The organism is Shewanella sp. SM32 (assembly GCF_025654235.1).
GTDB classification, from domain to species: Bacteria; Pseudomonadota; Gammaproteobacteria; order Enterobacterales; family Shewanellaceae; genus Shewanella; species Shewanella oncorhynchi.
The window spans coordinates 115,535-137,217 of sequence record NZ_JAKKRO010000008.1 but is presented as its reverse complement, the minus strand read 5'-3'; the positions used below and the strand labels follow the sequence as shown (position 1 = coordinate 137,217).

Here is a 21,683-nt window from a genome sequence, read left to right as displayed (position 1 = left end):
ACACTGAAGACTGCTCATATTGTTATTTTATTAGATATTTCTAATAATTCGCTCTAAATGTTTTAAACTGGGAAGCCTTTGACGTTGAAATCATCACTTACTGCCAATAAAATTGTTGATGTGGAAGACTCGCTAAGCCGCCCTCAAGGAGAACTCAGATCAGTCTTGAGGACACGCATTTTTACCATTGCTGCAGTCGTGTCGTCCGTCGCGCCTTTTGGTGAGGTAATGATGCTCATTCTGGTAAAAATTATGATCATCGCCGCGCTTGAGTCCCCTGTGTTGATGATTTATCTGAACTAAAAGGTATCGTTGCAAAGAGAGACCAGACGGGTGATACCACCGCGGTGAATTTTGACGTGGGGTTTGATAAAGAAAAGAACCAATGGTGTTACATCGAAACATCACAATAATTCTTGCCAGATATCTAACAACGCCTATAATTACTGTATATAAAAACAGTGGTGTTGGCTATGCGTATTATCCCTATCTATGCCAGTGCCGGTATCACTGGCTTCGAAAGCCCTGCAGCTGAATATAGTCAGTTGGGTCTCAGCCTTGATGAGCTGTTAGTTGTGCATCCTAGTGCGACCTTTATTGGTATCGCAAAAGGTGACTCAATGCAGGGCGAGGGTATTTTTTATGGCGATATATTGATTGTTGACCGTCAGGAAACCGCACGTCATGGTGATGTAATTGTTGCCAATTTCAACGGTGAATTTGTATGTAAAATCCTCGATAAAACGCATCGCATGCTGCTGTCGTCGAATGGACAACATCAACCTCAGCCTATTCACGATTACGATAACTTTACGATTGAAGGGGTTGTTATTCGTTCTGTTCGTTGCCATCGCCAAAGTCCATTATTAGCTTACATCTGATGTTTGCCTTAGTTGACGCCAACAGTTTCTATTGCAGTGCCGAGCAGGTATTTAGGCCTGATTGGCGTGGTAAGCCAATGATTGTGTTGAGTAACAATGATGGCTGCATTGTAGCGGCAAACAAGCAAGCGAAAGAACGGGGTGTGCCTAAGTTTGCACCATACTTTCAGGTCAAAGACCTGTGTACGAAATTAGGTGTCATTGTTTGTTCAAGTAACTATGAGCTCTATGCCGATTTATCTGCAAAGATGATGAATATTATCGGCCGCTTTGCTCCAGAGCTTGCATGTCTATTTGATTGATGAAAGCTTTCTCTCCTTTAAAAATTGTTACCCCGCCATTAAGTGCTTACAAGCCCAAGGCCAATTGATTCGAAAAGCGGTTTGGAAAGAAACTCGTTTACCGGTTTGTGTCGGCATAGGCTCAACACTCACACTGGCTAAAGCAGCCAATCACGCGGCAAAGAAGTTACCAGGCTATCAGGGTGTCTGTGTTATCGATAATGAACAAGACCGGATTTCAATTTTACAATCAATGAATGTAAATGATGTCTGGGGCATTGGGCGTAGGATAAACAAAAAACTTGAATTGATGAACGTAAAGACCGCCTATGACTTAGCCAAAATCCCTGCAGGTTTAGCGCGGAAGCAATTTAGTATTGAAATAGAACGCACTGTGCGTGAACTCAATGGGCAAGCGTGCAAAGTGTGGGACGAGGCGAGGGCGGATAAGAAGTAAATATTCTTAACTCGTAGCGTGGGCGAGCGTATTACCGAGTATGAGGATTTACTGCAAGCCTTAAGTAAACATGTGGCGATTGCCGCAGCGAAAGCGCGTAAGCAAGGTTCAAGCTGTAAAACCATGTTGTTGTTTGCCAGCAATTCCCCCTACGATGAACGCCCAACAGGCTTTAAGACCTTAGTGCACTTTGCTTGTGCCACCGATTGCAGCATTGAACTTACTCAAGGTATGACACAAGCAGCATCTCAACTTTTCCGTGCCGGTGTACGTTATTATAAAGTCGGCGTGGGCCTGATTGATTTGGTCAGCACTCAGCATGGCCAGTTAGATTTATTTAATGTCTCAAAAGCCAAGCCCGCGTTAATGAAGACCCTCGATGGCATTAATCAACGTTATGGCACAGATACCTTATTTATTGCAGCTCAAGGTATCGAACAAAAATGGGCCATGCGCAGAGACCTGCTCACGCCACAATACACAACCAAGTGGAAATGTCTGCCAGAGATAAAGTGTTGATATCCGACAGTAGATGGATTTACACGTTTATGCCTCAAAGCGTGTCAGTATAGCTTAGACCCAATTTTTAGTCATACTACAGAGTGGCTACTGTAACTGTGACGATTCGAATAGAGGAATTGATAATGAAGAATACTAAAATCAATATATTGCTCTCAAAATGTGACGCTACCGCACCACTTTCTGATGACTTAGCGGCAAGGGTTGATTCTCCTTCTGTCGGGAATGAGATTATTACTTATTGCGAAGAGACGCCTCTGAGTTCTGATGATGAGTATCGTGCAGCTTTAAAGAAAATTGAAGGATTGTTTGATGCAATACCTAATACCGCTGAAGGTTCCGAGCTTGAAAAATGGATTTCATTAGTTGAATCATATGAAAATGAACACTTCCCAATGTAACTCCCTGTTGCCCTGAAGCTTGATACGGACATCGAACTGACTTTGATTGCCTCTAAGTAGTTGACCTATTTTTTGTAATGTTACACATAGCCTAGCGCTTTTCTGGGCCTCTTGTTAATCAAAAAATCGGCTTGTTTTATCGCTTTGCCTGCCAATGAACCGATTGCCATTCCTTTAGGGAAAATCACTGTATCGTCCATAAACGGCCTCACCTTTACAGTGGCCTATCTCTATTTTTCATCGACACTCAATGGCCGCATCGCTGTACGTACTTTAGATTGCGCCCAATCGCAGCGCTATGCCAGTCATCGGCAACATCAACCAGCTTTCAATCACTGGTTTACCGGTCACTTTACTGAGAATGTTGGCGTAGGTGGCTAACTGCCCGCCATGATCTTGCACCAATTTGGCATGCTGTATCGAGGCGACCGAGGTAGATTTATAATCAATCAGGATGAAGCCTGCTGTCGTTTCAATCACCAAATCGGCACGTCCAGCGACCATCGTGCCATTTTCCGCTGCATGCGCCATCGGTAGTTCAATACGCGCTTGCCCATCAGGCCAGCGACGCAATAGCCATTGACGCGCTGATTCCATTTGCGGATATAAATCTGGTGCAGAGATCATGTGAGATTGATGAGTGCGCACTAAAATTGCTGCTAGTTCATCAAGGCAAAGTGGCTTGGCTCGGTCAGCCAAATGTGCAGCAAAACATGCATGAATAACATCGCCAAATCGGCCGCGCTCTGCATCTTTCCCTGTTGCTAGCCGAACACCAAATTGTTCACTTTCTAACACCACGGCATTTGTCGCTGCGCTGGTAGATGGCGATTGACTCATGCGCTGGCGATCTGTTTGTGTTTGCGACGGCGCAAACCAATACAATTTCTCGGGTATGTTTGGTAGCAACACAGGAGCACTGCTAGTAATGATCGCGCGCTCAAACGGCACGACGTGCTGGTTTTTTAGCGTGATGCCTTTCGCTGTGTCGTCGGCTGGAAGAATATCGGCCAGCGCGATGGTTTGCATCCATTCTCCATCCAGCGTTTTAGAAGATCGTGCCAGAATCAGTACATCTCGTGCACGGGTCATACTGACATACAATAATCGCTGTTCTTCATTAAGCGCCATTTGGCGGCAAGCCTTGCCTAGTGGCGTTTGTGCTATTTCATCAGCCAAAGTGACTTTTTTCTGCGCACCAAACGGCCATGGCCAATAACGTATTTTCCTTGAGGACAAGGGGGTTGTGGCGTCAAATTGGGCAGCTGATTCGGTTTGCACGCCCCATAATCGATCACGAACATCACTCGCCAAATCCATTAAAATCACCACCGGCCATTCCAATCCTTTGGCACGATGATGAGTAAGTACATTCACCGCATTCAGTGCGGTTTGCGCTTGAAGATCGATTTCTTCATCTGCTGCAGCATGCAACGCCATCAACAAACCAGTCAGCGTGGCGGCCTGATTAGCGGACAGGCAATCGTCTTCATATTTCGTAGCCAGTAATAATAGTTGATTCAAATTGGCTAATCGTTGCTGCGCCTTTTCGACGTCTTGCTGCCATTGCAAAACGGCCTGGCTGAGCTGACAACGCAAGATGATGTTTTCTAATGCTTCGCGCGGAGATAGAAGTAAGGTTTCACTGCGGATAGTTTTTAACACATTAAAAATTGGCAAGTCGGCGGCCGCATCGACTGAATTTTCGATCCACTGGCTGGGCGAATTACCTTCTTGTGCCAGCCAGTTCAAACGATGACTCAGCCATTGTTCTGGCTCTTGGCAGTACGCTAACGAAATAATTTCTGCGGTGGCAATGGTATCAGCAGGATCTAGCACGCGACGCAAGCACGCGGTTGCTAAGACGCACTCGGGCTGCAGCAATAAGCCCGATTGCTCGGTTGCACTTCGAATACCTTGTACAGACAGTGCCGCTGCAACAGCTGGCACCGATGCGTTTGAGCGTGTCAAAATTGCAATATCTGAGTAACGAACAGGCCGTAATGTGTTTGTTTCGCGATCCACAATATTGCGCCCTTCCGCCATAAGCTTTGAAACGGCAGTGGCGAGCGCACTTTGGATCGTTTCTTTATTCGACCCTTCCAGCACCCAATCGAGCAGCGCAGCGCCTTCCGACTCAACCCGCGTTGGCACTAATTCCACGTCCGCCTTGCTCAGCCCCAAGCCATTAAATGCATTCCCAAATAAATCATTAACGCAATGCACCAAGGCTGGGCGTGACCGATAAGAATTTGGCAGGATAGATTTCGAGCCGCCCAAAGCTGGCAAGGCGTCAATAACGGCCATCATGAGTGCCGGATCACTGCCACGAAAGCCATAAATGGCTTGTTTAATATCGCCTACCCAAATAACCTTTTTAGCGTAACTAGCTAGTTTCAAAAACAAAGCCAACTGAATCGGACTAGTATCCTGAAACTCATCCACCATCAATAGAGCCAATTCATCCCGTAATGCGTCGGCAACGACTGGATGATCAAGAATTTCAAGCAGACGACATTCCTGATCGGTAAAGTCTACCCCGCCCATTTCTTCTTTTAATTGCCGATAAACATCCATCGCATCGGCAGCCATGTTAAAAATGCGCGTTAAATACTGTTCAATATCTTGATGGAGTTGCGCATGCTTCATAAAGTGACCAGCAACATCGGCTACATCTTGAATACAGTCTTTAAGCGAAGCCTCTGGCGCTGCCATTGCAAGTTTGGGCCATGCGCTCCAGCTGAGTTGCCCCATTTTTATACCACTAAGCACCGTCTCGAGTTGCTGAAGATAGCTTACTGTTAATTTAATCGGCTTAACTTGCGCCACAGCAGTACGTATGTTCGGCAAGACTTTTTCAATGCTGCACTGCAGCTGCGCACTGAGATCAGATATGGTGACGCTTGGAAAATACCTTAGCAAATCGAGGGCATTGCGTGCCCCATCTTGCCGCAAAGTGGCAGCGTCAATGGAATTAGATCGTGCCTGATTGATTAAATTCTTTAGTGCCTCTCGCCAAGGGATGTTATCACTACCAAACGTAGCATCAGCCAAGCCCAATCGACCTGCAATTCGCAAAAATTCTGCCATATCGCCGCTTTCATTAACGGCATCAATCGATTCTCGCATCAATTGATCGGCTACTTTTTCATCGAGCACTTTTTGTTCGATTGGCATACCTGCTTCAAAAGCAAAACGCTTTAACAACTGGCCACATACGCTATTGACTGTACCAATTTGTGCCAGAGACATTTGGTTCGCTAATGCGTGATTTTGCATTTTAATCAAATGTTGACGCACTCGCTCGCGCAATTCAGCGGCAGCTTTATTGGTAAATGTCGTAGCCAGAATGCCACTGGGCGCTGTACCAGCCATCAGCTCTTGGTACAGTTTGTCCATCAATGTGTAGGTTTTCCCGCTACCAGCGCCTGCGCTAATAAATTCGATGTTCATATTTTATTGCTCCCAACCAGCTAGGTGAAGATAGGCGTTGTATCGTGGATCCATTTCTTGCGGCGCAACGCCGTCTTCTGGGGGCGTAGAGAGCTCGTTGGGTTCAGTACCTTCGACAATGACTTCAATCATACCTGCTTTAAATTGCGCTTTGCGCCAAGCCCATGTTTTAAGCACTTGTTGCCAAATTGCTGGTTTTGTTAGCTCAGATGTTGATGTAACCGCCGTCACGCCCTTAAATTGATGTGGCGCAGTGGTGAGTAATTTCGCATCGTGCAGGATAAAATATGCAACTTCAGGCCAGCTCCCCGTAGCTTCTTGTACCAGCTTGGCATAAAGGATCAATTGTAAATGGGTGTCATTTTGAAGCTTTTCTCGGTATTTTTTTTGCCCAGCCCATTTCATATCAACAATCAAGGTCGAGCCATCTGATAGCGTCAGTAGTAAATCGGCAAAACCTTTTAAATCCCCCTGATTAGATGTCCCTTCCAGCAGCTGTTCCGGTTGTACTGACGTAATTCCTGCGGTTTGGAGTAATTGATGCAAACTGATTACCGACTGGCGAAGGCGTGCTTTAAAGGATAAACATTCAACCTGCTTTCCAGTCATTAATAGCACTGCGCCTTCTTCATCGATTAATGTATCAATTTGTGAATCAAACCAGTTTTCTAACTGTGCTAGCGTCCAAGCCAAGCTGCCCGCAGTGCAATAGAGTTTCTCAACCATGCGGTGCGCCAAGGTACCCATCAAAGTAAAGTCGGCCGGAATGCTGAGTACGGATGTTTTGCGCAAATTGGCAGGGTAATTGAGTACCCACTGATAAGGATTAAACAGCAAAGGCTCCAAACTACTAAATGAATACGGCTTATCCCAGTCAAATTGATTTTCAGCTTTAAATGACCACCAACGACGTTTGGCAGGTAAAGCACTATAAGTAATTGCCTTCGTGGTCGTTGTTTTTGCCATGGTTTGAGGGCCGATAAGGCAATCCTCAATTTTAGATATCTTGATCGAGGCCAGGCTTGCGTTGAGCAACCACCAAAATGGATGCAGTTCCTCGCCTTCTGGCGGCAAAACTAACACCAGTTTCCTCTGCGCTAGCAGCACTGGGCGCAACCAACTCAGCGCTTGCTGTTTTGCCTGCGCCTTCAAATCTGGCAAACTAACTCCTGCATCGCGCAAACTCTTTTGCTCGGCACTAGACCATGGATGAGATTGAACCTGTGCCGGCGAACTCATTGTCCACCAAACAACGTTGGCAAATGAATCGATCAATGCTGCTGGATTATTGACCGCAGCGGCAGCGCCCACTTCTGCATTTTGCAATGGATTACCGACTCCACTTCCCATCGATTGCGCGAGCAATTTATCTAATATTGCAAATGAAATGTGTGTCGTTCCTTGCATAGACAAGGCTAACAAAGCGTCTGAAAAAGCTTTTGCTTGGTCATGCGCAGCAAGAAAAGCTAATTTATTAGCCACACTGTCCGTGACCAAACGTGTTTGGAAGAACTGTGTGATTTTTTGTGTGCGCTCAATCAAAATCTCAAGCGGTAATCCTAATTTTTTGCTGTAACGAGTCGACTCGGTCCAGTATTGCAAATTGGCTAACGTCTCTGTACTTGGGTTTTCGTCTTTATCTTCATCGACTAACTTTTGCAATAAAGCATGCCATTTCGCGCCACCGACTCCAGGGCAATTGGCTAAATGTTCCGCAATTCTTCGGCGATGGCGACTGCGGAGCGGATTGACCGGATGAGCCAAAAACTGCATCAAAATCGCCAAATCAATCGGTGCTTGAAGAAGCTTTAAAGCCAATGGAAGAAGTTGCAATGCAGGGCGAAAAACACTTGATTCGGACTGACCTAGACAAGCATGATTATTTGCATGTAATGCTGCATCTAATAAGGTGCCTTGTTGCGGAATGAGTACAGCAGTATCTTCGTTCGCTTGCTTCAAAAATTCAGCCAGCCATTGAGATGATGTCAATGCCGACTCTGCACGCACTACTTGTACACTACCATCACCCTTAAATTTTTCGATTGTCGAACTTGCGACTAATTGATCAGCGAGCAACGTTGTTTGCAGTGCAAATAAATCAGTCCCCACAGATGCCAATACAGGCAATGGTTTGGGCTCAACTATAGGAAGTTGCTTCAAAACTTGTTGCCAGCACAAAGGGAGCGTTTCCATTGCTTCGGTCAATTCAATAGCATCAATTTGTGGCTGCCGATAAGCCAATTGTTGGGACACCGCTTGCAAACGTTGGCCGATTCCCGCTGCAACTCGATGCTGTGCCACTTTTTCAAGTGCGACCATATCTTGTAATCGAGGTAACGTTGTTCCGGCAAAATCGCCATTCCAACCAGCCTCATACCATTGATCACGCCAATTCAAAAGTTGCTCTGCAACACCTAACTCATCGACTTTAAAGCTCCCTTCAAAAAAGCGACTTCCTGTGCAGCATTCCACTAGGCATTGACGCATATCGACGATGCGTTTCGCATGCGATGTAGGTGCTTGCACTAGGCCTAGGTGAACTTCGAGTACATTTAATAGGCCTTGCTGACCCAGCGTAGCCGAACCAACTTGATCAATGAGAATCCAGCCGCGATTACCGTCCAGATTCATTCCAAAGCGTATAAGTTGCATCGTGTTCCCTTTTGATCTTTGTTAGTGGCATGACTGAATGTTTGCATTTTTTGTTATATTTGTGAAAAATAAACAAGAAAAAAAGCTTTTCTAATGATGTTGGGTTGCCAAGTTTTCCACAGAATCGGTCGATAATCAGCACGCAGGGGCGATAAACCTTTGTCATGCTTGCTATTTTTTCATCAACCGAAAAACTAAGAAGAACTAACCAACAACCTCAAGCTGACTTGCGCCATGTTGGTTTTTCTTCACTTTAATTTGAACCTCGATTCGCTCAATCATTTCTTGAACATGCGTGATAACGCCGACCTTTCTACCTTGCGCTTGCAAGCAATCGAGTGCGGTCATCGCGACCTGCAATGTTTCGCCATCCAAGCTGCCAAAGCCTTCATCAATAAAGAGTGTTTCGACTTGGACTCGGTTTGACGATAGCGAAGCTAAACCTAGCGCCAGGGCCAGTGAAACAAGGAAGCTTTCTCCACCTGATAACGAGTGTACCGAGCGGACTTCGTCGCCCATGTCTTGGTCCAATACCTGTAGCGCGAGGTTGTCTGGGATTCTTTGTAGCCGGTAGCGACGGCTTAAGGTTTCCAGATGCATGTTGGCATAGCCAAGTAGGATGTCCATGGTCAGTTGTTGCGCATAATTCCTGAATTTTTTTCCGCTTTCCGAACCGATTAGCTCGTTTAGCTGCGACCATAAGCGTGTTGTTGCTGCTTGTTGATCGATCGCGCTTTGGAGTCCTCGCGCTTGCTCACGGCGTTCATTGTCTTGGCGAAGCTCGACATTCTGTGTCGCCAATAAATCTTGCAATGCGGTATGGCTCGCTTTGGCTGTTTGCTGCTTGATATCCCAATCTTGTTGAGTGCCCTCAATCTCTTTATTGAGTCGATGCTGCGCCAGTTTCTCTTGCCGTTCTTTGAGTACGGTTTGACTGGTCATGCATTGTTTTTCAATGTCGAGTAAACGTTGGCGCTCCGTTTCACGTTGCTTGAGATCCCATGACAACAAGGCTCGCAATGCGGAAATTTCAGCAACATTGAGCTGTGGACCAAACTCACTGATCCAGTCCGCGAGACTTTGCTGTACTTGTGTGAATTCCTGCTGCAGAACGGCACTCGTTTCACGGAGATGCTTAAGCGTGGTTTCGCACTCACTGCAGCGAGTGTTGGCGCTGACTAAGGATTGCTGCGCGAGTTCATATTGTTTCTCTTGTATCGTGATCGCAGTCTTGAGTGACTGCTCGACGTCAGACGCCACTTTGCCATTGAGTAAAGCCTGCCGTGATGTTTGCAGTGATTGGTAGTCCAAGTTAAAACGCGCAAACTCCTGTTGCTTGGCATTGAGTGCTTTGGTTTGTTCTTCAATGCGCTCTTTGAGGACCATTAATTCAGGTTGAATACGCTGCAGCTGAACCAATAAGTCGGCACTGTTGGTTGACTGACTTTGCCACAACGAGACATCAGACTGGCAGCGCGCCACGAATTGCACGGAGTTATGTTGCCAAGCCGTTTGCCATGAAGTGCTATCAAACGCAGCATCGAGTTCAGTTAAAACCCGGGTGAGCGATTGATCGGCCTCGGCGGTCCGCTCAAGATTGTGCTGCAACGCATTTTCTAATGTTTTGAAATCATTTTGATGCGTTTGAAGCTGTTGCTCTAATTCATGAAGTTGTTTTTGCGTGCTTTGGAAGTCGGTTTGCGCTTGAGTCAGGGCTTGTTGTAGTGCAACTGCGCGATCCAGTGTGCTCTGCAATTGGCTTCGTTCAGTTTCAAGTTGGCGCAAAGTGCTGCTGATCATTGGATCACGCTCTGAATCGGCGATTGAAGCCCACTCGCCGGCTAGTGGCTGTGCTTGCCATGCGATTTGATGTTGTTCGAGGGCGATTTCAGTCTCTGCAATTTGCTGCTTGAGACGTTCAACTTGAGCATGATTCACACTCAGCTCAGCGCATAATTTGTTCAGGCTTTGTTGCCCTAGGTCATGCGTCTGTTCCAGTTGCGTCGCTTTATCTTTCAGCTTGCTCAAGAGTGATGCAACAGCAGGATCGGTTTCTGCATAGGGATGTTCGCGGCTACCGCACACAGGGCAGGGCGATTGGTCTTGTAAACTCGCACGCATTGCTTGCACATTTTCGGTGTTGGCTAATTCGGCGTGAATGTATGCAGACCGTGCTTCTTTGAGTTGCAACGAAGATTCATCGCGTGTCGCTTCTGTGCTTTTGATCGCTGTATTTAATCGAGCGCTGTCTGCCTGATGTTGCAGAAGTGCCGATTGATCAATTTCGCTCTGTTGCTGTTTGCTATACCACTGCTGCCAAATTGTAAGGCAGGCTGTTAGGCCTTGAACTCGACTGTCCATGGCTTGTTTTTTGCTGTTCAGTTCTGAAATATCGAGGCTACCAAGTTCAGCCTGCTCTTTCGTGATCTTCTCGACGACGCTTTGCTGTTTCTGATTCGACAACTGAGCCGTTTCAAATTGGGAATTGAGCTTGGCAATGGCATCGACTAATCTCGATTTCTGCGCGGTCAGGGTTTGGCATTCAGTAGTCGATTGTGATTTTTGCTGGCGTAGCCGATCGGCATCTTTAAATAACGACTCCCAGCGAGCCCATTGTGCAGCCAATGGTGCCAATGAGGCGTGATCGGATAGCCATGTTTTTGTTGCCGCTATTTTTTGTTCAAGCTGTTGATGTTCTAGTTCTTGTTGGGCATGAGTGCCTTGGCTTTCAGTCACCGCATTCGACAATTGATTGAGCGTGGTTTGGTGCTGTTCTTGCTGCGGCAATAACGTCGCCAACTGTGCATCAAGCTCACGCGCTTTATGAATCTCTGGTGTTTTGTTGACTAGCTCTTGTTGGGCATCTTGTAACTGCTTCAGGCTATTGCTTGTTGCAAGCGACTGAGCGGCTTGCTCGGTTTGCGCGCGAGTTAATTCAATCTCGTGCTCGGTCAAAAGTTTGCTATTGCCTTGTTGTGCAGTGGCAAGGCGATCCTGTTCCACTAGGTCAGGGCGTGCGCTTTCGGCCGCATCTCGTTTGATTTGTTGCTGACGATTAGAGTCGCTCGCGATGAATTGCTCATGAGCAAGTTGGACCGCTGCTGTTGCCTCTTGTTCGGTGGTGAGAAGCGCATTGAGCGTTGTGAACCATGTGAGGGTCGTTTCAATGGCGGTTAATTCAATTTGACTCGTGGTAACTTGTTCATTGAGGCTTGCGAGATGCAGTTCTGCCGCCGTGCGCGCTTCTTCGTCCATGGGTTTGCCCAGGTTCAGTTGCGACTCAAGAGTCTCGAGCTTGGCTTTTTCAGCCTTGCTACATTCATAAGCATACTTCGAGATGAGCGAGTAAATTTCCGTGCCCGTTAGCGCCTCAAGTAAAGCAGCACGTTCATCATCGGGTGCCTTAAGAAAAGCACTGAACTCATTTTGTGCCAACAGCACCGCGCGGGTGAATTGATCAAAATTTAAACCCAGTCGATCACGAATCTCTTTAAGCACTTCGGTTTTCGTGCCACCAATCGTTTGGAGTTCATCTGGTTTTGATGTTAAAGGATTGATGTCGCTGTCGATGCTGAACAAAGCCATTTTGACCGACTGCAATTTGCCATGAGATTGGTTTCTTGAGCGCGAGGCGCTCCAGCGGGCACGATAGGTCCCATGATCGGCGCCAATAAAGTCGACTTCAGCATAGCCATTGCCACACCCACGACGTAGCACGTTTGCAGTGTGATTTTGGTTAATCGTATGTTCTCCGACATCTCGCAGCGCTACACCCGTCGTCACATTTTTTAAGCGTGGCGTAGCGTCAAAGAGTGCCAAGCAGAGTGCATCCAATATTGTGCTTTTGCCAGATCCGGTTGGGCCACTGAGGGCAAATAGGCCAGCAGATGCCAAGGGGCCTTGGGCAAACTCAATGGAAAATTCACCCACCAAAGAGGCTAAGTTCTTACCGCGGATCGCTAGGATTTTCATTGTGCAGTCTCCGCGTGCAGCGCTTGGGTCGCAATTTGCGAAAATGCGTTTCTCAGTTCATCAGGCATGGGGTCTGTATATTTTCTGGCGTACAGCGATTGGAAAACTTGTTCTGGCGTGAGTTGTTCCATGTCGTGCATCGTGCTAATTCCTGAATTGCTTTGATTGGCTGAGGTGGTCCGCGTTTGAATCCGCGCCAGACGCACTGGTTTATCCGCTAATGCAAGTTCAACACGATGTTTTAGATCCGGTTCGGGTTGCTCTAAGACAAATGACACTTCCACGAATGGCTGAAGCTCTGGATTGGCAGGGCTGAGGTCCATCTCCATCAGTTGGCGTAAAACCTTATCGACTGACAAGGTGGCGCTGTCCGATGTCGCCCCAATGCGAAGTAGCTCGACATTCCGAGGGATTTTGAGGGATTCAATTTGTCGAATAGTATTGCCGTCAAAATCGATACGTAAGGCTTGATGCTGATAATTAACTTCACTGAATGACATCGGCAGGGGGCTACCACAATAGCGAATATGCTCCGCACCTACGCGTTGCGCTTTATGAAGATGTCCTAGCGCAACATAGGCTAATTCACTCCCAAAAATCGATGCGGGTAGTGCTTCATTACCACCGACAATAAGACGACGTTCGGACAGTTCAGATGTCACGCCACCGGTGAGATGTAAATGCCCCATCCCAACAATAGGCTGATTTGCCTCGCCACGAAGTTCAAGTGCATGATTGAGCGCGCGGCGATAAAGCTCAGTCACGCCATCAGTGTATTGGTCAGTGCTATCTGGGATTTTTGGTAAATCACCAGGGCGCAAAAAGGGGAGGGCTAGGCACCACCCGCTAGTCTCTCCGCTGTGATTTCGTAAAGGGAATACCAAAGTACTGACATCAATTTCACCCGATACATCCCGTTTGACTGTGCCGATCACATCAATACCCATCACTTGCAATAAAGGGCTAGGGGCTTCAATACGGCCGGCTGAATCGTGATTGCCCGCAATCATGATGATTTGTAGATTGGGTTTGCTTTGCTTGGCTTGAGTGACGAAGTGATAAAGCTGTTTCTGCGCCGTCGCCGAAGGATTTGCCGTATCAAACACATCGCCTGCGATCAATAACACATCTGGTTGCTCACCCACGATTTGATCAAGAAGCCAATCAAGAAATAGTTGATGTTCAAGCTGACGATCAAAACCATGAAATGTCTGGCCTAAATGCCAATCAGATGTGTGTATAAGGCGCATGCGGGAAAACTCCTTTGGTAGCCGTTATCTAGCTGGGTATGATGGATGATGTCTTTTTTCTTGCGTACAACTTGTTAATATTTATATGCTACATAATCAAAAAGATTATGTAAAGAGATTGTTTTGATTTTGATAGCTTGTTACTATGTCGTTATAGTCGAGAACGACATATAGGATTATGTAATGCAAGAGCCAGATAAAGCCATGAGCCACAAGCAGCGAGAGCGATTGGTATATATCGAATTTAGACTGTACTTCTTGGGTGAGGTACGCCGTGCCGATTTGATGGCGCGCTTCGGCGTGGGTCCTGCGGTCGCAACGCGAGACTTCGCGCTTTATCGTGAATTGGCGCCTGAGAATCTGACATTGAATACATCAACAAAAGCATATGAAACAGGGCAGAATTTTGTAGCTTTATACGAGCATTCCCTGAGTCAGGTCTTGGCTGCTCTCACACAGGGTGAGGGTTATGGCGTGACAAGTCACGGTGATGCCATGCTGCCTTGCGAGTTCCCCGTGGCGCTTAACCGCGTATCCATCCCAATTTTAGCAGCTGTCACTCGAGCAATTCACCTAAAGAAAGTACTCAAAATTGTTTATCACTCGACTAGTAGTGGTGAAGTCACTCGGTCGGTTGTGCCATTTGCCATTGTTGATACTGGCTTGCGCTGGCATGCCCGTGCATTTGATCGTAAAAGTGGTGAATTTAGAGATTTCGTGATGACTCGTATGCTGTCAGCAGAGATCGTTGATAGCGAAATAGCTCAACTAAAAGAGCGTATGGAAGAAGATCGTGAGTGGATGCGTGTGATTGAGTTGGAGTTAATTCCTCACCCAGCACAGGCCGACCATAAAATCGCAGAGCTTGATTACGGAATGGTCAATGGTGAACTAAAGCTGAGTGTCCGAGCGGCAAATGCAGGCTATATCTTGCGGCGCTGGAGTGTGGATTGCTCATCAGATCATTATTTGCGTGGCGGAGAATACCGACTTGCCCTCAAAGATCCAATGGTTTTGTATCGCGTTGATAGTGCGAGGTTGGCGCCAGGATACTATAAAGTCCATCCCCAACTAATTTAGAGAGTTCTGTCGCATGAACTCATCACTACCGTTTTGATTTAAACTGAGCGCTATCAAAATTCGGACCGACTGTGATGCTCGATAACTAAAGAATGCGTTTCCCCTTTGAAACTATCTTTGTTTGCATTCGCTGGTATGTTGCTTATCTATTGAACTACCGCCATCTTGAAGAGATGATGTTGGGGCGAGGTGCATCATTTGCCACTGCTCGAACTCTTTGTTCGCCAGCACAAGCGCCACAGTTGGTGGCAGCTGGTCGATCATTCAACGATTAATCGTTGAATGATCCGGTGCGGATGGATGAGACCTACATCAAAGTGAAAAGGGTTTCGGTCTACCTGTATCGGATATGCAGACGATTTTGTTATCACAGGTATTGGTTTTATAAAGGAAATGGGCTTAACAATCTCTGATAATAAAACTCACATAACTCATATCGATGATGGTTTTGACTTTCTGGGATTCACTCTTAGAAAGTACAAAGACAAACTGCTCATTAAATCGAGCAAGCGCAACGTTCTTTTTCTGGTTATTAAATCACGTCATCAACATTACAAGAAATAGATCGGGATGCACTTTGTCAAAAAGCAGCAAACACAAAGTTTAATGCGGTCTGGATGAACAGTTTTGCACTATAATGGAGCAAGCTTTTTGATAGAGTGACTTATGGTATTGATATCTATAAACAAAAATCAGAATCACGAAATGACACAAAATTCATTTGGAATGACAAGCCACACACTAGCAACAAACTTAGTTAATCGTACTAGAACCCATTTAACATAATATACATTGTGCGCAGTTATGTGTGGGAGGGCTTGGAGATGCCGATAAGTGACGTTATCGGCATTGATTGATATTTAGCTGTGTCTATTAGTCAGTTATCAATGGCTCAGCTTTGGTAATGCGCCGCAACTCAGAAAAACAGTTTGGGCAACTATCACTGAACAACGGGCGTAAATCATCAGGCCACCAAGGCTTATAACAACGGGTACATTGATGCGTTGGTGCATCTTTACGCGCAACGAAGCTAATGCCGCCTTTATAAGGAATTGGCCGAAGATTTGAAATGCTATTAAACAAAGAGTCGTGATTCATTGTTGCCCCTATATTGACGTTGGTTCTACAACCGACAACGAGCCAAAAACCACTTGTTGATGTTGCTGTAATTGCAGAGTTAAGTTTTCAGACAAGAGTTTTACTAATGCGTGTTTTGAATGGTCTTCGCACCAATCGTCAGCAACATCAGAAAATGCACGAACGGCTAAATCTAGTGCATTTAAAGAATGATAAATTGGTTCAAAATTAGTCAGCACCACAGTTCCTTGTGTAGACATGGTTATACCTCCTATGCATAGGCTTTAAATGGTAAAACATTGGATTGTGCAACGATGGGTAATTGATACCAGTACGGTACAATTAGAGGTTTAACTTCAATGACTTCTGAGCGTTTAAGTGTTGGGCACATACGGCTTACATCGAACTGCTGGCCGATATCGATGCCGATAGCTTTTAAACGGGCTTTGTGAACGTAATAATTTGAACTACTCAGTTCGCTTTTTATATCTTTGCCATGTTGCCAAATTAATGCATAGGATTGAGTCGCATTTGCTGCCTGACGACTTTTAACGATTCCGAGATTTAAAAGTTGGTCTGCAATGCTTTGATGCTCATCATGTGATATCTGGATGGTTTTCATGGCGTTCTCTATGTCAGTTAGGTGCGGATAAAAGTCTTGTTCAGTGACTCGGCCATAAAATTGCAACGTATGACGTTTTAGCAATGCCTGTCTTAAGCTATGTTCTTCGCGTACTACACCTGTGTTTTCGCAGTATTTAATTAAATTTTCTAAGTAGTTAAGTCTATCGATGGGAACACCGGCTTTTTTGCGGAGTTCTTTGTTTAGATGCCGCTGTAACTCCACGGCTTTGTTATAGAGCTTGGTCATTACCCAAGTAGAACCCTCGCCCCAGTTGCATGTGTGGCCATCGGGATACAGCTTGGGTTTACGACCTCGGCCGATTTGCATCGATGACATACCACGGATAAATGAAGCCTCCTTGCCCTTGCCCACTTGATGATTAACTGTCCAATCAATAGCGGTAATTTCAGCGCCATTACCAACAAGCTGAGTGGTTTTGCCGTCTGGCGTTTGGCGGTATGAAATTTGAGTATTTTTGGTGAACGGTGGTAAATCATATTGGGCTAGCACGTGATTAAAAATCGCCACACATTCATCAAGCGTCTGCAGGCCAAACAGGTTATCCATGCGTTGCCAGCGAGATGGATTGCCTTCCACCCTCACCCGCTGCCCATCACAACGGATGGTTAACTTGGTACTGTAAGAGCCTTCAAGGATTTTTTGATTAACAGATGGTGGTAAATGTTCACCTGTTTCTAGTTCGAACCGTTCAATGACATGCCTACCGACCAGCGGCAAATTGCCCTCTGGATGGTCTTGTTGCATGAACAAACGGTCAATGAAAAACAATTGAGTAAAAACCCTGTCAAGTACATTTTTATATACTTTAAGATTCATTTTAATGTATTGCAAGGTGTGAGTGAAAAAAGGTGGTGTTATAGTTAAATTAAAATGTACTTTTGAGGGACTATCATGCTTAAAGATGTACTTAAAGAAGCCAGGCATAGAAGAGGTTTAAAGCAAGAAGATGTTGCAAAACTGGTCAAGGTTGCAAAGCAAACATACCTAAAGTGGGAGAACGGAACCACCGAACCCAAAGCATCACAAGTAAAAGACCTTGCTCTCGTGTTAGGGATTACCCCTAACGAAATATGTTCAGGAAAGCTTTATAAGCGGTATTCCTTAGAAGATTTCATTTATGAGTTAACTAGGGTACAAGCTAGAAGCGAGTTAGAAACGCTAAAATCTTGGAAACATATTCAAGATCATGAGAGCTTTTTTCATGATCTTGATAATGAGACAGATGAGGATTATCTGGATCAAAAAGATATTCATGATTTATTGAAAAACTCCTGATGTCAGGAGTTAGTTTGGGTGTAACAGGAACCCAAACCTAAAAAGCCGCTTGCACACTCCGCTCCTTAAGGTCGCTTCGTTGCGGCGCTACCAGCTAAAACTCTCAAAATGAGAGTAGAGTCCACTGTTAAAGTATGTGGACTCGGGGGTTCTCGCTGTCACTTGGGCCCTTTCCCGCAGCCGCGGGCCCCTTTCCAAGTTCTCGCTCAATCCCTGAAAAAGTCTCAAAAATGAGACAAAAGTGCAGTATTACTATACGCACTTTTGCTCTGGCCTCTCGCCAACCAGCCCCCTCACGGGGCCGGCCGGCTTAGTTCGGCCAGAGTATCTGTGCTCGGGAAAATGCTTTGAATCTTGTAGACAGAAATCAACTTTAGCCGGGGCTGGACGAAAGTTAAAAAGCGGCTTGGCAGGGAGAAAGCTCGGGGCAAAAAACGCCCCTATCAAAGGCGCTTAGCATTAAGGGACACGTCCCTTAATAATCCCAATTCGGTTACTATGTGGGGAAATTGAGGCACCCTTTTAGGTGAATGAATACCATGTATGACTCGGACATCATTATTACCCCCAAAGAGCAGCTATTTATCGTGCGTTTGCGCTCTAGCCTACACATTGTGCGCAGCTTTGTATGGAAGGGATTAGATGTGCCGATAAGTGTCGTTATCGGCATTAGCGCGTCATTTCTCCTCGGCTCAGGCTTCGCTCGTCGGCATTCCTTGCTATGCCTTAGCGATGTCTAAATGGTTCTTCTGGTGTGACTCTTCGCAGTTCGCCTTGGCAATGTGGGCACTGGATAAATATCGAGTCAAAATCATCGTACCACCAAGGCTTATTACAGTTGTTACATTGCAGCTCGGGCTTATCTTGGCGTTCAACCATACTGTAGCCGCCATCATAAGGGATTATTTGCATGATGCTGTATCCTTAAGTTGTTCTAGTGTGTCGTCCAGTTCGCCCAGTAACACGCAAGATTTAGCGATTAATTGCAGTTGAGCATCTTCAGGCGCTAAGCCTTTCAGTAGAAACTCGTTGATGCTTTGTATGTCATTGCGTAGCTGGATTGCGCTATTGATTAGTGATTCATCCATGATGATTGCTCCTGATTAAAAGTTACTTTTAGGTGCTGTTGTCGTAGCTTTACCGATAGCTGTGATCGTTAAGCCAAAGCGTTTTAGTTCAAGGCCGCCAAAATTGTTTACGACAAAACTTGAGCTATCTATTTCATATTCTCCGGCTTGATACGTCTTAGTTGGGTCTTCGACTTGCAGCTTCATCTGAACAGGAAATTTCCCACCTAAATATGCGTAAGCTCTTTGCTCGTAAATGGTTCGCCCAGGCTTTCCGTCTTTCGGTGGCATGTTTCGGGCAGTTACGGTTACATCTTCTTGAAATATTTCAATTTTCAACATGGTTATAGCTCCTATGCGTAGGCTTTGAACGGTAAAATATTGGATTGTGCAACTATCGGTAATTGATACCAGTGCGGGACGATTAGCGGTTTAACTTCAATAACTTCTGAACGCTTTAGTGTTGGACACATACGGCTCACATCGAACTGCTGACCTATATCGATGCCGATAGCCTTAAKGCGCGCTTTATGTTCATAAAACTGTGATGATTTAAGCGTGGTTCTTAGGTCTGCTCCGTGTTGCCACATCAATGCGTAACATTGAGTTGCATTAGCAGCTTGGCGACTTTTCACTACACCTAAAGTCATTAATTGGTCTGCAATTGTTTGATGTTCATCATGTGATATATGGATGGTTTGCATAGCGGTCTCGATCTCTTTTAGGTGCGGGTAAAAGTCTTGTTCGGTGACTCGGCCATAAAATTGCAACGTATGACGTTTTAGCAAGGCCTGCCTTAAGCTGTGTTCTTCGCGTACAACACCTGTGGTTTCACAGTATTTAATGAGGTTTTCTAGGTAGTTAAGTCTATCGATAGGAACACCGGCTTTTTTACGGAGTTCTTTATTAAGATGTCTTTGTAATTCAATAGCTTTGTTATAAAGCTTGGTCATTATCCATGTAGAACCTTCGCCCCAGTTGCAAGTGTGGCCGTCTGGATAAAGCTTGGGTTTACGACCTCGACCGATTTGCATTGACGACATACCACGGATAAATGACGACTCTTTGCCCTTGCCTACTTGATGGTTAACCGTCCAGTCGATAGCGGTAATCTCTGCACCATTACCAACAAGTTGAGTGGTTTTGCCGTCTGGAGTTTGGCGGTATGAAATCTGGGTATTTTTGGTGAACGGAGGTAAACCGTATTGCGCTAAAACGTGATTAAAGATCGCCACGCATTCATCAAGCGTTTGCAAGCCAAAAAGGTTATCCATGCGTTGCCAGCGAGACGGATTGCCTTCCACCCTCACCCGCTGCCCATCACACCGGATGGTCAATTTGGTGCTGTAAGAACCTTCGAGGATTTTCTGATTAACTGATGGAGGTAAATGCTCACCCGTTTCTAGCTCGAACCGTTCAATTACATGCCGACCGACCAGCGGCAAATTGCCCTCTGGATAGTCTTGTTGCATGAATAAACGGTCGATGAAAAACAATTCGCTAAAAACCCTGTCAAGATGTTTCACTTAAACATTTGTTTATGTGAACACACACAAATATATTGCATGATAATAGGCCAAACAAAAGTGGGTGTAAACTAATATTAAAGTAGGTGTCAGCATGGAAAACTTAAACATGAGTATTGGTAGCGTACTAAAAGACAGGCGGATTGCTCTAAATATCAAGCAAGAAGATATCGCTGAACAGTTAGGGCTGACTGTGCAAACGGTAAGCAAGTGGGAAAGGGATTTAACCGAACCTAAAGCTAGCCAAGTTACCCAACTAAGTCAGCTTCTTAAGATTACTGAAAAAGAAATTTGTAGCGGAGAAATAGCTAGTGAGACACGCATAGACCCTATTGGATTTATGAAAAAAGTAGCATCTATCAAAGTATTAATAGATGACGTTACATTCACCTCAATTCTTTATGAGTGTATTGATGAGAAAACATCATTCCTAAACTCTTTAGAAAAGGCACTTAAAGATAGCCATGGTTTTGGTTCTGATGATTTGCAAAAACTGCCTCCTAGTGAGGTTTATGTTGCAGAAGAAGAAACTAAGATTGAGAACAAAATAAACCGTGAAATAGGTTTGCTGTAGTCCGGATGTCCGGAGTTAGTTTGGGTGTAACAGGAACCCAAACCTAAAAAGTCTGTTTCGGTCGGGGGCGCTTCGCTTGCCTCCCCCTTCCTCCACGCTGCAACAAGGACGAGTTGCAAGCTATCAAAAAGTACCATATTGGTACTAGAGTCCACTGTTAAAGTATGTGGACTCAGGGGCTTTCGCTGTCACTTGGGGCCTTTCCCGCTATGGCGGGCCCCTTTCCAAGTTCTCGCTTAATCCCCTTCGAAAAGTACCACCAATGGTACAAAAGTGCAGTATTACAGTACTGCACTTTTGAGTGCTGTGAGTTGGTTTTGTCTACGACCGTTTGACGGTAAACGCGCTGCAAGTCAGCAGCTAAAGAAAAGAGTCTAGCGGGGATAATAGGCGGGCTAAAAAGCGCCCTATTAAGAGCGCTTGGCATTAAGGGACACGTCCCTTAACAATCCCGTTACATGATGCTGTAGATGTATAGCAACAGACTTAGGCATTTTTCATCGATGTGTAAAACAAATTTTAAATCGAATGTCATCTATTGGCCTCCTCTATAGTTGGAGGCGTATCTCTAT

General features: G+C 45.6%; 19 protein-coding genes and 3 pseudogenes. 9 read left to right on the top strand and 13 right to left on the bottom strand.

Features of this window, described 5'->3' with window-relative positions; all coding sequences use genetic code 11:
- Positions 1 to 78: 78 nt before the first annotated feature.
- The 4 genes and pseudogenes from L5M10_RS24160 to L5M10_RS05510 all read left to right on the top strand — a co-directional run bounded on the left by L5M10_RS24160 (position 79) and on the right by L5M10_RS05510 (position 2,539).
- A complete protein-coding gene (locus L5M10_RS24160; RefSeq protein WP_317630137.1) occupies positions 79 to 303 on the top strand; it encodes a hypothetical protein in 225 nt (74 codons plus the stop codon).
- A gap of 170 nt (positions 304 to 473) precedes the next feature.
- Complete coding sequence (locus tag L5M10_RS05520; RefSeq protein WP_263254986.1) at positions 474 to 881, top strand: LexA family protein; 408 nt, start codon at positions 474 to 476, stop codon at positions 879 to 881.
- Positions 881 to 2,138: pseudogene (locus L5M10_RS05515) on the top strand (Y-family DNA polymerase). The gene L5M10_RS05520 and the pseudogene L5M10_RS05515 overlap by 1 nt, the downstream one beginning before the upstream one ends.
- A 125-nt stretch (positions 2,139 to 2,263) precedes the next feature.
- Positions 2,264 to 2,539, top strand: a complete 276-nt coding sequence (locus tag L5M10_RS05510; protein WP_063884603.1) for a hypothetical protein — start codon at positions 2,264 to 2,266, stop codon at positions 2,537 to 2,539.
- A gap of 80 nt (positions 2,540 to 2,619) precedes the next feature.
- Here L5M10_RS05510 and L5M10_RS05505 read toward each other — a convergent pair.
- From L5M10_RS05505 to L5M10_RS05485, 5 genes and pseudogenes are all read right to left on the bottom strand, one after another.
- A pseudogene (locus L5M10_RS05505) lies at positions 2,620 to 2,721 on the bottom strand (IS30 family transposase); the annotation flags it as partial.
- A 91-nt stretch (positions 2,722 to 2,812) separates the two neighbouring features.
- The gene (locus L5M10_RS05500; RefSeq protein ID WP_263254985.1) at positions 2,813 to 5,992 is read right to left on the bottom strand and encodes a UvrD-helicase domain-containing protein; all 3,180 of its coding nucleotides are present in this window, start codon (positions 5,990 to 5,992) and stop codon (positions 2,813 to 2,815) included.
- Between the two features lie 3 nt (positions 5,993 to 5,995).
- Positions 5,996 to 8,644: a PD-(D/E)XK nuclease family protein gene (locus tag L5M10_RS05495; protein ID WP_263254984.1), complete on the bottom strand. Its 2,649-nt coding sequence runs from the start codon at positions 8,642 to 8,644 to the stop codon at positions 5,996 to 5,998.
- Between the two features lie 204 nt (positions 8,645 to 8,848).
- Positions 8,849 to 12,616 carry an AAA family ATPase gene (locus L5M10_RS05490; RefSeq protein ID WP_263254983.1) on the bottom strand — a complete coding sequence of 1,256 codons (3,768 nt, stop codon included), beginning with the start codon at positions 12,614 to 12,616 and terminating at the stop codon, positions 8,849 to 8,851.
- Complete coding sequence (locus L5M10_RS05485) at positions 12,613 to 13,866, bottom strand: exonuclease SbcCD subunit D (RefSeq protein ID WP_263254982.1); 1,254 nt, start codon at positions 13,864 to 13,866, stop codon at positions 12,613 to 12,615. Before L5M10_RS05485 ends, L5M10_RS05490 begins: the two co-directional genes overlap by 4 nt.
- 183 nt (positions 13,867 to 14,049) lie before the next feature.
- On the opposite strand from L5M10_RS05485, the gene L5M10_RS05480 reads away from it, so the two are divergent.
- Positions 14,050 to 14,946, top strand: coding sequence for a WYL domain-containing protein (locus tag L5M10_RS05480; RefSeq protein WP_263254981.1), 897 nt, complete (start codon positions 14,050 to 14,052; stop codon positions 14,944 to 14,946).
- Between the two features lie 111 nt (positions 14,947 to 15,057).
- Here L5M10_RS05480 and L5M10_RS05475 read toward each other — a convergent pair whose 3' ends face one another.
- A complete protein-coding gene (locus L5M10_RS05475; RefSeq protein ID WP_263254980.1) occupies positions 15,058 to 15,210 on the bottom strand; it encodes a hypothetical protein in 153 nt (50 codons plus the stop codon).
- 60 nt (positions 15,211 to 15,270) lie between these two features.
- Here L5M10_RS05475 and L5M10_RS05470 point away from each other — a divergent pair.
- A pseudogene (locus L5M10_RS05470) lies at positions 15,271 to 15,468 on the top strand (group II intron reverse transcriptase/maturase); the annotation flags it as partial.
- Positions 15,469 to 15,819: 351 nt separating this feature from the next.
- Here the strand turns inward: L5M10_RS05470 and L5M10_RS05465 are convergent.
- Genes L5M10_RS05465 through L5M10_RS05455 form a run of 3 tightly spaced genes read right to left on the bottom strand, consistent with a single transcriptional unit; the run spans position 15,820 to position 17,500 of the window.
- Positions 15,820 to 16,044, bottom strand: a complete 225-nt coding sequence (locus tag L5M10_RS05465; protein ID WP_263254979.1) for a hypothetical protein — start codon at positions 16,042 to 16,044, stop codon at positions 15,820 to 15,822.
- 8 nt (positions 16,045 to 16,052) lie between these two features.
- On the bottom strand, positions 16,053 to 16,283 hold the full coding sequence (locus L5M10_RS05460) for a hypothetical protein (RefSeq protein WP_198574016.1): 231 nt from the start codon (positions 16,281 to 16,283) through the stop codon (positions 16,053 to 16,055).
- 11 nt (positions 16,284 to 16,294) lie between these two features.
- The gene (locus tag L5M10_RS05455) at positions 16,295 to 17,500 is read right to left on the bottom strand and encodes a phage/plasmid replication protein, II/X family (protein ID WP_263254978.1); all 1,206 of its coding nucleotides are present in this window, start codon (positions 17,498 to 17,500) and stop codon (positions 16,295 to 16,297) included.
- 60 nt (positions 17,501 to 17,560) lie between these two features.
- Between L5M10_RS05455 and L5M10_RS05450 the strand changes: the two genes are divergently transcribed.
- Entirely contained in the window at positions 17,561 to 17,944 is a 384-nt protein-coding gene (locus L5M10_RS05450; protein WP_263254977.1) for a helix-turn-helix transcriptional regulator, read from the top strand.
- Positions 17,945 to 18,474: 530 nt separating this feature from the next.
- The gene (locus L5M10_RS05445) at positions 18,475 to 18,684 is read left to right on the top strand and encodes a hypothetical protein (RefSeq protein ID WP_263254976.1); all 210 of its coding nucleotides are present in this window, start codon (positions 18,475 to 18,477) and stop codon (positions 18,682 to 18,684) included.
- Here L5M10_RS05445 and L5M10_RS05440 read toward each other — a convergent pair.
- Genes L5M10_RS05440 through L5M10_RS05425 form a run of 4 tightly spaced genes read right to left on the bottom strand, consistent with a single transcriptional unit; the run spans position 18,671 to position 20,483 of the window.
- Positions 18,671 to 18,856, bottom strand: a complete 186-nt coding sequence (locus tag L5M10_RS05440; protein ID WP_173244884.1) for a hypothetical protein — start codon at positions 18,854 to 18,856, stop codon at positions 18,671 to 18,673. The genes L5M10_RS05445 and L5M10_RS05440 overlap by 14 nt on opposite strands.
- Complete coding sequence (locus L5M10_RS05435) at positions 18,847 to 19,032, bottom strand: hypothetical protein (protein ID WP_263149281.1); 186 nt, start codon at positions 19,030 to 19,032, stop codon at positions 18,847 to 18,849. The genes L5M10_RS05440 and L5M10_RS05435 overlap by 10 nt, the downstream gene beginning before the upstream one ends.
- Positions 19,033 to 19,047: 15 nt before the next feature.
- The gene (locus tag L5M10_RS05430; RefSeq protein ID WP_263149280.1) at positions 19,048 to 19,353 is read right to left on the bottom strand and encodes a G5P family DNA-binding protein; all 306 of its coding nucleotides are present in this window, start codon (positions 19,351 to 19,353) and stop codon (positions 19,048 to 19,050) included.
- A gap of 11 nt (positions 19,354 to 19,364) precedes the next feature.
- Complete coding sequence (locus L5M10_RS05425) at positions 19,365 to 20,483, bottom strand: phage/plasmid replication protein, II/X family (RefSeq protein ID WP_263254975.1); 1,119 nt, start codon at positions 20,481 to 20,483, stop codon at positions 19,365 to 19,367.
- Between the two features lie 148 nt (positions 20,484 to 20,631).
- Here L5M10_RS05425 and L5M10_RS05420 point away from each other — a divergent pair, with 148 nt between their 5' ends.
- Positions 20,632 to 21,111, top strand: a complete 480-nt coding sequence (locus L5M10_RS05420; RefSeq protein ID WP_263149278.1) for a helix-turn-helix domain-containing protein — start codon at positions 20,632 to 20,634, stop codon at positions 21,109 to 21,111.
- Positions 21,112 to 21,683: the final 572 nt, after the last annotated feature.

Coding starts and splice junctions, on each gene's coding strand:
- L5M10_RS05475 (WP_263254980.1), bottom strand. CDS start 15,210: ATGATCGACCAGCTGCCACCAACTGTGGCGCTTGTGCTGGCGAACAAA.
- L5M10_RS05435 (WP_263149281.1), bottom strand. CDS start 19,032: ATGGATGAATCACTAATCAATAGCGCAATCCAGCTACGCAATGACATA.
- L5M10_RS05430 (WP_263149280.1), bottom strand. CDS start 19,353: ATGTTGAAAATTGAAATATTTCAAGAAGATGTAACCGTAACTGCCCGA.
- L5M10_RS05445 (WP_263254976.1), top strand. CDS start 18,475: ATGAATACCATGTATGACTCGGACATCATTATTACCCCCAAAGAGCAG.
- L5M10_RS05480 (WP_263254981.1), top strand. CDS start 14,050: ATGCAAGAGCCAGATAAAGCCATGAGCCACAAGCAGCGAGAGCGATTG.
- L5M10_RS05465 (WP_263254979.1), bottom strand. CDS start 16,044: ATGAATCACGACTCTTTGTTTAATAGCATTTCAAATCTTCGGCCAATT.
- L5M10_RS05485 (WP_263254982.1), bottom strand. CDS start 13,866: ATGCGCCTTATACACACATCTGATTGGCATTTAGGCCAGACATTTCAT.
- L5M10_RS05460 (WP_198574016.1), bottom strand. CDS start 16,283: ATGTCTACACAAGGAACTGTGGTGCTGACTAATTTTGAACCAATTTAT.
- L5M10_RS05520 (WP_263254986.1), top strand. CDS start 474: ATGCGTATTATCCCTATCTATGCCAGTGCCGGTATCACTGGCTTCGAA.
- L5M10_RS05510 (WP_063884603.1), top strand. CDS start 2,264: ATGAAGAATACTAAAATCAATATATTGCTCTCAAAATGTGACGCTACC.
- L5M10_RS05495 (WP_263254984.1), bottom strand. CDS start 8,644: ATGCAACTTATACGCTTTGGAATGAATCTGGACGGTAATCGCGGCTGG.
- L5M10_RS05490 (WP_263254983.1), bottom strand. CDS start 12,616: ATGAAAATCCTAGCGATCCGCGGTAAGAACTTAGCCTCTTTGGTGGGT.
- L5M10_RS05420 (WP_263149278.1), top strand. CDS start 20,632: ATGGAAAACTTAAACATGAGTATTGGTAGCGTACTAAAAGACAGGCGG.
- L5M10_RS05500 (WP_263254985.1), bottom strand. CDS start 5,992: ATGAACATCGAATTTATTAGCGCAGGCGCTGGTAGCGGGAAAACCTAC.
- L5M10_RS05440 (WP_173244884.1), bottom strand. CDS start 18,856: ATGCAAATAATCCCTTATGATGGCGGCTACAGTATGGTTGAACGCCAA.
- L5M10_RS05450 (WP_263254977.1), top strand. CDS start 17,561: ATGCTTAAAGATGTACTTAAAGAAGCCAGGCATAGAAGAGGTTTAAAG.